Source organism: Candidatus Equadaptatus faecalis (assembly GCA_018065065.1).
Lineage (GTDB): Bacteria > Synergistota > Synergistia > Synergistales > Synergistaceae > Equadaptatus > Equadaptatus faecalis.
Map to the genome: position 1 here is coordinate 22,707 of JAGHTZ010000061.1, position 10,785 is coordinate 33,491.

Annotated in this window: 8 protein-coding genes and 2 tRNA genes; 2 read left to right on the plus strand and 8 right to left on the minus strand. The window is 49.8% G+C overall.

Going from position 1 to position 10,785, the window contains the following annotated elements:
• Position 1: 1 nt before the first annotated feature.
• From maf to KBS54_05105, 5 genes are read right to left on the minus strand one after another with little or no spacing between them, the layout of a single operon-like run.
• Positions 2-589, minus strand: a complete 588-nt coding sequence (gene maf, locus KBS54_05085) for a septum formation inhibitor Maf (protein MBQ0055498.1) — start codon at positions 587-589, stop codon at positions 2-4.
• Positions 589-831: a hypothetical protein gene (locus KBS54_05090; protein MBQ0055499.1), complete on the minus strand. Its 243-nt coding sequence runs from the start codon at positions 829-831 to the stop codon at positions 589-591. Before KBS54_05090 ends, maf begins: the two co-directional genes overlap by 1 nt.
• Before the next feature lie 3 nt (positions 832-834).
• Complete coding sequence (locus tag KBS54_05095) at positions 835-1,641, minus strand: undecaprenyl-diphosphate phosphatase (protein ID MBQ0055500.1); 807 nt, start codon at positions 1,639-1,641, stop codon at positions 835-837.
• A gap of 16 nt (positions 1,642-1,657) precedes the next feature.
• On the minus strand, positions 1,658-3,286 hold the full coding sequence (locus tag KBS54_05100) for a Na/Pi cotransporter family protein (protein ID MBQ0055501.1): 1,629 nt from the start codon (positions 3,284-3,286) through the stop codon (positions 1,658-1,660).
• A gap of 29 nt (positions 3,287-3,315) precedes the next feature.
• On the minus strand, positions 3,316-5,028 hold the full coding sequence (locus KBS54_05105; GenBank protein MBQ0055502.1) for a ribonuclease J: 1,713 nt from the start codon (positions 5,026-5,028) through the stop codon (positions 3,316-3,318).
• Between the two features lie 139 nt (positions 5,029-5,167).
• On the opposite strand from KBS54_05105, the gene KBS54_05110 reads away from it, so the two are divergent.
• Together KBS54_05110 and KBS54_05115 are read left to right on the plus strand one after the other, a co-directional pair.
• Positions 5,168-5,241, plus strand: a tRNA-Gln gene (locus KBS54_05110).
• Between the two features lie 14 nt (positions 5,242-5,255).
• A tRNA-Glu gene (locus KBS54_05115) sits at positions 5,256-5,331 on the plus strand.
• 37 nt (positions 5,332-5,368) lie between these two features.
• Here the strand turns inward: KBS54_05115 and KBS54_05120 are convergent.
• The 3 genes from KBS54_05120 to KBS54_05130 form a co-directional block, all read right to left on the minus strand.
• The gene (locus KBS54_05120) at positions 5,369-7,660 is read right to left on the minus strand and encodes an ATP-dependent Clp protease ATP-binding subunit (GenBank protein MBQ0055503.1); all 2,292 of its coding nucleotides are present in this window, start codon (positions 7,658-7,660) and stop codon (positions 5,369-5,371) included.
• Positions 7,661-7,681: 21 nt separating this feature from the next.
• The gene (locus KBS54_05125; GenBank protein ID MBQ0055504.1) at positions 7,682-8,179 is read right to left on the minus strand and encodes a CtsR family transcriptional regulator; all 498 of its coding nucleotides are present in this window, start codon (positions 8,177-8,179) and stop codon (positions 7,682-7,684) included.
• Between the two features lie 143 nt (positions 8,180-8,322).
• Positions 8,323-10,785: SPOR domain-containing protein (locus tag KBS54_05130; GenBank protein MBQ0055505.1), on the minus strand; the 2,463-nt coding region annotated here is incomplete at its 5' end.

Consider the following 10,785-nt stretch of genomic DNA (forward strand, 5'->3'; position numbering starts at 1 on the left):
TTTAATTCCCCCATTGCTTATTCAGGCTGAAGCCGAGTTTGTCAAGTTCAATGCTCAAACGCTCTACAGGCAGTCCGACGACGTTAAAATAACAGCCTTTTATTTTTTCCACCAGCAGCATACCGTGTCCCTGAATGGCATACGCTCCGGCTTTGTCCAAGCTTTCGCCGGTTGCGACGTAGCTTGCGATTTCTTCTTCTGAAAGTTTTCGGAAAACGACGTCTGTTTTCTCGACAAAACCTGACAGCTGTTTTCCCGCCGAAACAAGCGAGACGGCTGTCATAACGGTGTGGCTCCTGCCCTGCAGCTTCGCAAGCATGCGGCACGCTTCTTTTTTGTCTGTTGGCTTGCCCAATACCTCTCCGTCAATAACGACAATGGTATCCGCACCTATAACCAACGCATTCGGGAAACGCTCAGAAACCTCGGCAGCCTTGCCGAAAGCAAAGCGTCCGGACATTGCTTCAGCTGTTTCGTCTGCCAGCGAAATTTCGTCAAACTCTGAGCTGACAGCCCTGAAATTCCAGCCAAGCTCTGAAAGCAGCGCACGTCTTCTCGGGCTTGCCGAGGCGAGCAGAATTTCAGTCATCAGCGCGAAAGCAGTATCCCTGCAATTCCTCCGAAAATTGTTCCGAGATTAATTTTTATGCCGAACATAAATCCGAACTGCACAAACAGAAGCTTTATTTCGGAAATATTAAATTTCACGTCTACAAAATTCTGGAAAAGCTGCGCCGTAACGCCGAACTGCTGAAAGAAGATACCTATGCCGGTACCGAGCACAAGACATACAAGAACAACAAAAAAAGATTTGAGAGAACCTTTAAACATTCTCTACACCCCCACAAAGGAAATAATGACGGTTGTAAGACCGGCGGCGATGCAGTAAATCCCGAAGATCCACCATTTCGCGCTTATTACAAGACGTTTCAATATAAACAGCGCAAGCAGACCGCTGACAAACGCTGCCAACGCACCTAAGAACCAGCCGTGAGGAAGCGCGGCGCAAAACGCTGAAAATCCGCCCAAATCCAGCGCTTCAAGCAGCGTAGCCCCGCAAATGGCAGGAATGGAAACGAGAAAAGACAGTCTGAACGCGTCCTCTTTGGAAAGTCCGAGCACGCAGCCGGCAAGGATAGTCATTCCCGAACGGGAAACACCGGGGAATACCGCAATACCCTGTGCCGCTCCGACAAAAAGACCGTCCGCGGGACGAACCCGTCCTGACCCTGCCTCTATAAAATGCGACGTTATCAGCAGCACTCCGGTTAAAAGCAGTCCCAAGCCTACAAAAAGCGAATTTTGCATAACGATTTCAACAACAGGCTTAAGCGCGATTCCGAGAATACCGGTTACAAACGTGGCAAAAATCACTGCCCAGCCTATGGGCCAGCCCTCTTTTGTTTTGGCGGTGTCGGATATAAATCCGCGCAGCCATTCAGATGCAAGATAATAAATATCAAAGCAGAAAAACAGCAGCGTCGCAAGCATTGTCGCTATATGCAGAACTATGTCATAAGCGGCGGAGGCATTGTCAATTCCGCAAAAAATCTGTGCCAGAACAAGATGTCCCGAACTGCTTACAGGCAGAAATTCCGTTAATCCCTGCAAAAAACCAAGCAAGATAATTTTCAAGTCCATTTCCGTACCTTCTTTATCAGTCGTGTCTGTGCAGATGATGAATGTCAAGAACAACCTGCGCAAGGTTATGGGCGTGGTCGCCCACACGTTCAAGATTGCTCAGCATATCTATAAATGCGACACCCGAGCCCGGCTTGCAGGTTCCTGCGTTAAGTCTTGCAATATGTTTGGCACGCAGTTCAAGTTCCATGTCGTCTATTTCGTCTTCAAGCTCAACCACGTGCTGTGCCAGCTCAATATTTTCTTCCCTCAGAGCCTGAATCGCATACTTCACAGCTGAAATTACCATTTCAAACATAGTTTTGCATTCTTTGCGGGCATGCTCGGAGAATGACAAATCGTGTTCTTTCAGGAATTCATAAAGTTCAACGAGGTTCGTGGCATGGTCGCCTATACGCTCCACGTCGCTCACTCCGCCCGTGCAGGAATTGAGCATGGCGGAAAGATCAGCAGCAAGTCCCGTCTGCCCAACCTCGGTAGCGTAAACAATAATTTCATCGGAGGTATGGTCAACGTTGTTTTCAGCCTTGTTAATCTTCTCAATCAATTTACCCGCAAGCTTATCGTCTTTGGACAGGAACAGCGTTTCGGCATTTACAAGCATTTTGGAAGCATATTCGGCAAGTCTTATCAGCTCGCTTCTGACAGCCTGAACGGCGGCGGCAGGCGAAACGCTTATCAGCGCCCTGTTAAGATATATCGGTCCGGCTTCCCTTACGCTTTCATCGTCCGGCAGAATTTTCTTTATAAGCTTTGCATACTGCGGAACAAACGGAAGGAAAAGCAGCGCCACTATAACGTTGAAAATTGTATGGGCGTTTGCCACCTGACGCGCTATGTCGCCTGAAGTATGCACTATAAGCTTGGTATAAAGCGGAAGCATCGCAAATATTACCAAAGTTCCGATAACCTTGACAAACACGTGGGACGCCGCCGCCTGTTTTGCCGCGCGGCTTGAACTGAGAGAAGCAATAACCGCGGTCGTTGTTGACCCGATGTTTTCGCCGAGACATACAACTATTGAGGTCGGAAGGTCTATAACTCCCTGCGCGGCAAAAGCCATTGTCAAGCCGACAGTTGCCGAACTGGACTGCACAAGAAGCGTGATTCCAAGCCCGAACATAAACGCAAAAAGCTTATGCGAACTGAACATTTCAGCAATGGCAGGATATTTGCTGAGCTCTCCGAGAGGACCTTTCATCATGTTAATTCCTATGAAAAGCAGGGCAAATCCTATAATGCAGGCGCCGATCTGTTTAATGCGCTTGTTTTTCGCAATGATACAAATTGCCGCGCCCAGCAGCGCACAGAAATACGCCACGTTGAGAATATTAAACGCGATAAGCTGGGCAGTAACCGTAGTACCTATATTCGCGCCCAGGTTGACGCTGATTGCCTGAGCAAGATTCATAAAACCTATATCAACAAAGCTGACAACCATAACGCTTGTCGCTCCGCTGCTTTGCAGAATTCCGGTCACAACCGTTCCGACAAGAAAGCCTTTAAGAGGAGTACTTGTCAGTTTGGCAATCAAAACACGCATTCTGTCTCCGGCTATAACCTGCAGTGAATCACCCATCAGGATAATTCCGTAAATCAGAACCCCGATACCTGCACAAACCTGCAAAATCATGTTTAACGACATAACTTTTCTGCTCCTCCCCGGCTGTTGTTTTATTTCAGTGTTGTTATAAGAGGAATAATCGTCGGGTAATTGCGCGGCGACTGTCCGCACATTTCCCGTATTCTCTTTCTGATTTCAGTCGGAAGCGTCTCCGGTTTTGCCCCCGGCGTTCGCGCAAACTGTTCAACAGTTCTGCGGACGGCGCGCTCAAGAACTTCCATACTCTCGTCATCCGATGTAATTACGCTTCCCTTTGTTTTGATCTGTACCGGTGCCTTAACGTTTCCTTTTTTGTCAATCACAACGGAAACAACAACTATTCCGTTTTCGGAAAGCTCGCGTCTTTCGCGCAGAAGGCTTCCCTCAAACTCTCCCAGCGCCTTGCCGTCAACAAGCACGGAACCGGCAGGAACTTTTCCGTCTATCAGGGCTTTTTTACCTGTCTTGAACGTCAGCACGTCGCCGTTTTCCAGTATAAAAATATTTTTCTGCTGAACGCCGAGCTCCCTCGCTAACTGCGCGTGCCGCGTAAGGTGGCGGAATTCGCCGTGGACAGGCATAAAGAACTGCGGGTTAACCAGACTTAACATTATTGTCAGTTCGTCTCTTGAAGCGTGGCCGGAGACGTGAGTTTTTTCCTCTTTGCCGTAGATTACGTCGCAGCCGAACGACATAAGCCTGTCTATCGTCTGGCTGACAAGCTTTTCGTTGCCCGGAATCGGATTGGCAGAGATAATTACAAGGTCTTTTTCACCCATTTTTATAGTCTTGTGCATTCCGCGGCTCATAAGTACAAGCCCTGAAAAAGGCTCTCCCTGACTGCCGGTAGTAAGAATTACAAGACGGTTGTCGGAAAGCAGCGCCGCCTCTTCGGGAGACACGATAATCTCATCGTTGGGAAGCTTGATGCAGCCAAGCTCAGCGGCAAGCTCAACGTTAGCAAGCATACTCCGCCCAACAAGCATAACCTTTCTGTTAAAACGCGCCGCAACGTTCAGCACCTGCTGAATTCTGTGAAGATTGCTCGCAAATGCCGCTATTATAATGCGTTTGTCCTTGTGAAGCCTGAAAAGGCGTTCAAAGGTCTGTCCCACCGTCTTTTCGGACGGGGTAACGCCGTCGCGCTCCACGTTTGTGGAGTCCGACATAAGCATAAGCACGCCTTCTTCTCCAAGCCGCGCAAATTTTGCAAAATCTGTCCTGACACCGTCAATCGGCGTCGGGTCAAGCTTGTAGTCGCCCGTGTGGACGATAGTGCCCAACGGCGTGCCTATTGCAAGAGCCAAAGCGTCAGGAATCGAGTGGCATACCGAAATAAATTCAATATCAAAACTTCCCGCTTTCACCTTTGCCCCGCGTGCAATCTCGCGGAACTTCGGCTGGTAATCGGGACACACTTCATCCAGTTTGTTCTTAATAAGACCTGCTGTGAGACGGGTGCAGTAGACAGGCACGTTCAGCAGGGGAAGCACAAGCGGCAGCGCGCCGATATGGTCTTCATGCCCGTGCGTAATGAAAATACCCTTGATGTTTTTTCTGTTTTCTATGAGATACTGAACGTCCGGAATTACAAAATCAATGCCGAGCATTGTTTCGTCGGGGAACTTAAGCCCGCAGTCAACGATAATAATATCGTTGTTCCAGCGGAATACCGTCAGGTTTTTCCCTATTTCGCCAAGTCCTCCGAGCGGAATTATTTTCAGTTCTCCCTGCGCAGTTTTCGCGGCTCCGCCGCCCCTGCGCCGTGTCGTAAAATTCATCATAAATACAATTCCCTCCAAGTTACTATTCTACAACTCAGGCGAAGATTTTTCCATGCTTTTGTCAAAATAATTATGATAAATATTTTTTCGCGGACTGATTGACAATACGTTAAATTGTGCTAAAATTCTTATCTGTTGTTGGGGTATGGTGCAACGGCAGCACGCCTGACTCTGGATCAGGTAATCTAGGTTCGAATCCTGGTACCCCAGCCATTATTATATTCAGCGGTCCCTTCGTCTAGCGGCCCAGGATGTCGGGTTCTCAGCCCGTTGACATGAGTTCGAATCTCATAGGGACTGCCAAAGAAAATTAAACTCCCCTCTGTTGAGGGGAGATTTTCTATTCTGTTTTTTGAAAAACAAGCTTTTCTCCGTTGGAAGATACCGACAGTTTATCACCCTTGACAAGCTCTTTTGCAAGAAGCATTTCTGCCAGTTTGTCCTCAAGCATGGTCTGTACAGCCCTGCGCAGCGGACGCGCTCCGTATTTCGGGTCGTAAGCTTTTTCAAGCATAAATTCCTTTGCCGTTTCGTCAACGGAGATTTCTATTCCGCCGGAACGCGCCGCTTCGGCAACGCGTTTCAGCAGAACGTCCATGATACCGAACAGGCTGTCTTTCTCAAGAGCTTTGAACACAACTGTTTCGTCAATTCTGTTTAAGAATTCAGGACGGAAAAATTCAGCAGCTTTCGCAAGCATTGCGGATTTCAGCTTTTCGTGGTCATTCTTTTCCGGAATTTTTGCGGAAACTCCGAAACCAAGCGCGGCGGGCTTTACTTCCTCAGGCACGCCGAGATTGCTCGTCAGAATAATTATCGCGTTTCTGAAATCGGCAAGGTGTCCCTGCCCGTCGGTAAGCCTTCCGTCGTCAAGCAGCTGGAGAAGCATATTATAAACGTCGGGGTGCGCTTTCTCCACCTCGTCGAACAGCACAACGGAGTACGGCCTCCTGCGTATTGCTTCCGTCAGTTTTCCGCCTTCTTCGTAGCCTGCATAGCCCGGCGGAGGACCTATAAGCTTTGCAGCCTCGTGCCGTTCCATATATTCGCTCATGTCAAGCCGTATCATTGCTTCGTCGCTGCCGAAAAGGAAATTGGCAAGCGAACGCGCTATCTGTGTTTTGCCGACGCCCGTTGGTCCGAGGAAAAGGAAACTGCCGAGCGGACGTTTTGAGTCCCTCAGCCCCGTTCTCGCGCGGCGAACGGCACTTGAAACCGCGTGCAGCGCTTCTTCCTGCCCTATAACGGTTTTTGAAAGCTCTTCCTCCATGCGGAGCAGTCTGCCGCTCTCTTCCTCAGTGAGCTGCGAAACAGGCACCTTGGACCATGCGGAAACGGCTTCGGCTATATCCGCGAAAGAAACAAGTGCCTCCGTCTTTCTTTCGTCCGCAAGCTGTCTGATTTTTACGCTTGCAGATGCCTCGTCCACCAAATCAATAGCCTTGTCCGGAAGAAATCTGTCCGTAATGTAGCGTTTTGAAAGAGAAACAGCGGCTTTCAGAGCCTCGTCGCTGATTTTTACACGGTGATGTTTTTCATAGCTTTCGCGGACGCCTTTAAGAATTTCAAACGTGTCATCTTCGGAAGGCTCGTCAACGTGAACAGGCTGGAAACGGCGCTCAAGTGCGCTGTCCTTTTCAATATACTTTCTGTACTCGGAAATAGTAGTCGCGCCGATGAGCTGTATATCCCCGCGGGCAAGCGCCGGCTTCAGAATATTAGCCGCGTCCACAGCCCCCTCGGTGCCTCCGGCGCCGACTATCGTGTGGATTTCGTCAATGAAAAGAATAATATTTCCGGCTTCGGACACTTCCTTCATCAGCTTCGTGATTTTCTCCTCAAACTCGCCGCGGTATTTGGTTCCGGCAACAAGAGAGGCAACGTTAAGCTGCATGAGCCTTTTGCCCTGCATAATTTCTGGCACCCTGTTCTGCGACATAAGAGCGGCAAGTCCCTCAACAACGGCGGTTTTGCCTACGCCGGGCTCTCCGACAAGGACAGGATTGTTCTTGGTTTTTCGTGACAAAATCTGAATTACCCGCTGAATTTCCCTGCTTCGCCCTATTACGGGGTCCAGCTTTCCGGCAGACGCCTCAGCCGTTAAATCCGCTGCGGTTTCGTCAAGCGTCGGAGTTTCGGCTTTTGCCGTACTGAAAGGCACGGTTTCCTGCGTTCCTCTGTCTCCGTCAGACGGTTCGGCAGAAGACGAGGCTGCCAAAACCGCTTTCATTTTAACAGCGGTAACGCCGTGAGCCGCAAGTATTCCGGGACGTCCCTCTGCCTCCTCGTCCAAAAGTCCGAGCAGAATATGTTCAGTCCCGATATAGCCGCTGTTAAGCTCCCTTGCTTCCTTCATTGCAAACTCAAAAACAGCCTTCGTTTCCTGAGAGGCAGGCAAATCGGCAGACGTCTCCGTCTTTTCACCGCTGCCGAGAAGCTCCGCAACGCTTCTGCGTACTGCTTCCGGATTGGCTTCGCAGCTGCCGAGAAGCTCTGCGAATCTCGCTCCGTCCTCTTCAAAAAGCGCGGCAAGCAGATGTTCGGTATTTAAGAAAGAACTGCCGTGCTGCCGCGCGATATAGTTTGCCGTGCTGAATATTTTTTTGCTTTTTTCGGTAAAATCAAGCGCCATAAAAATCACACAGCCTTCCGTCTATTGCAATGTAAGCCCTGTCAGCAATTTTTTGAGCAGCTCGGCGCGCATGACATCTCTCTTGTACGGCGAAACATCAAAAAGCGTCCTGCTGTTCTCGTCCTGATTTCTCAGCGCAACCTCAATAAGCAGGCGCTCGCGTGCGGAAATCAGCTCACGGTTCTGCAAATTGACAAGCAGCCTGCGGGCTTCCTGATCTGTAACCGATATTCCGACAAGATTGGCAAGATGCGAAATTTTTTCCTCAACATCGTTGAAGGTAAGATGCATAATCTTTATATAACCGTGTCCGCCCCGCTGGCTCTCGACAAGAAAACCGTTCTCAGGCGCAAAACGGCTGCGGAGAACGTAATTTATCTGGCTCGGCACGCAGCCGAACTTCGCCGCGACGTCCTTCCGCCTCAGCAGAATACTGCCCTCGGCAGCGTCCTGCAAAAGCTGTCCGAAATATTCTTCTATCGCCTTGGTAATGCTGTCGCTTTCAAACGCCACTGCCATCACTCCGTTTCATAAACTTGTATAAGTTTATCATATTTGGTCAATATAAATCAACAGGCACTTCCGAGAACAAAAAAACGGCTCGGGAGAAACATTTTCCCAAACCGTTTTATCGTTGTTTTTTTCAAGTCTGCGGTCAAATCTTATTTGAAAATAAATCCGTTAATTCCGGCGGCTTTAAGCTGAGCAAGTACCGCCTGCGGATTGTCGCCGCCGTCAACAAAAGTTCTGTAATAAGTTCTGTCCTTCACAACGCCCTCTCCGACAAAAGCGTTGTAGCCTTTGGCATTGAGATTGTCCGCAAGCCGCTGCGAATCGCTTCTTCTTGCGGAAGAAAGCACCTGAATATTCTTGCCGGATACAGGCTTCTGCACAGCGACTGTTTTCGTTTCAGGTTTCGGCTGTACCGTTTTCGCAGGCTGTTTCTGTTCGGACACGGGAGCAGGCTTTGCCCTGTTGTTCTCAAGTTTTTCAACTCTTTCAAGCAGTTTGCGTATAACCTTGTCCTGTGCAACGAGTTTTTCGTTCTGCTCTTTGTTTTCCGCTATAATGTCGGCATTTTCCGCAGAGAGGCTGACGATCTGTGTTTTCAGCACTTTGTTTTCTTCGTTGACGAACTTTACCTGTTTCTGCAGTTCAGCTCTCGTCTTTGCCGTTTCGCCCTTGCCGAATTTAATGCTGAAACCTGCGTTGTAGGCGTTCTGACTGTCGTTTCCGTTGCTTATTGACGTTGACGCGCTGAACATCATATTCGGGTTAGGTTTGTAGGCAATTCCTATCGCTTCTGCGTTCGCGCCTCTGTAGCCGCCGTACGCCACCGCTCCGACGACCTTGTCATCGCCTTCGCCCGACGGTTCAACGTAGTGCAGTCCGGCGAGTGCCGCGGATATTGCGCCGACTTCTTTCACTTCGTTTGAAACGGAGCCGAGCTGATTCTGTACGTTCGCAAACGCTCTGTCAACCTGTCCGACTGTTACTGCGTCTGTCGCGTATTTTCCGTCCGCCATGCCGCTTATCGTACGTCCGCCTACAGCTACGGTATTGCTTTCCGTTACCTCCAGCGTTTTTCCGTCCACAGAACCGAACGCAATCGTGTTTTTAACGCCTTCCCCGATTTTTACGCTGCTGCCGAGAACAAAGTTGTTATCGCCCTCTATCGTGTTGTTGTTTCCTATCGCGTAGCTTCCGTTTCCGGATATTACGTTCGGGTCGCCGAACGCGCCGGAGTTATTGCCTGTGACAACGTGTCCCGTGCCTATCGCTATTGAGTTTGCGCCCGACGCTTTTGCGCCGTAGCCTATTGCTACCGATTTTTCTCCGGCTGCTTTAGCGTTTTTGCCAAGCGCAGAGGCACCGGCTCCCGTTGCTGTCGCGTTCACGTCTTCAACATCAAACGCCGAAGCCGCGGACGGCTGTTCCTGACTGTTTATCGCAAGGTCAAGCGCTTCAAGGTTTTCTGCCACTGTCTTTGCTCTTTTCACGTAGAAACCGTCTTTGGCAGTGGTCTGCGCTTTTATTGTGTCAAACCGGTCGTCAACGTATGCCCTGTCTGCTTTTCCGGCGGAGGCTGTTTCAAGCGCGGCTATGTCGCTTTTTGCCTGCGTCATGTCTGTCGTCAGATTATTTATTTTTTCTGTGTGCTCCTGCGCCGTGTTTTCAAGCACCGTTATTTTTCTTTCCGAGGCAGCTGTTTTTTCCGCCAGTTCCGCAACCTGAGTTGCGTCTGCTTTTTTACCGAGAGCATTGTCAATTTCCTGTTTTGTGTAGGCATCCGTTATTCCGTAGCCTGCAAGTGTTGCCGCTTTCTGCGCAAATTTCGCGTCTGCCGCCTCCGTTGTATAGGCATCGGTTATTCCGTAGCCTGCAAGCGTTGTCGCTTTCTGCGCGAATTTGTCGTTTGCTTCGGCTTTCGTGTAGGCGTTTGTAATGCCGTAGCCTGCAAGTGTTGTCGCTTTCTGCGCAAATTTTGCGTCTGCCGCCGCCGTCGTATATGCGTCCGTTATTCCGTAGCCCGCAAGTGTTGTCGCTTTCTGCGCAAATTTCGCGTCCGCCGCCGCCGTTGTATATGCGTCGGTTATTCCGTAGCCTGCAAGTGTTGCCGCTTTCTGCGCGAATTTCGCGTCTGCCGCCGCCGTCGTATAGGCATCCGTTATTCCGTAGCCTGCAAGTGTTGTTGCTTTCTGCGCAAATTTGTCGTTTGCTTCGGCTTTCGTGTAGGCATTTGTTATTCCGTAGCCTGCAAGCGTTGTCGCTTTGTCTGCTTTTGTCGTCTGCAGGGAAGTTATACTGTTGCTGTTTGCAAGTATGGCATTTTCGTTGAGTTTTACCTGAGCGTCAAGGCTGCTTATCGCGGATATTGTCGAAACGCCCGACACATAGTAGCTGCCTGATGTTGTAATTGTGTCGCCTGCAATTCTCGCCAGCTGTTCAGAATACAGCTGGCCCGCGTTTGCCGCGTCCTTTGAGCCTGCCGCGATTTCTCCGTCCGCCACGTTCGTTATTTTAAGTTCGTTGGCGTTGATACCTGCCGACGTTATGTAATACTTCTTCCCCACCATAAGCGAGTCCTGCGACAAGCCTGAATATATTTCCGAGCTTATAACGTC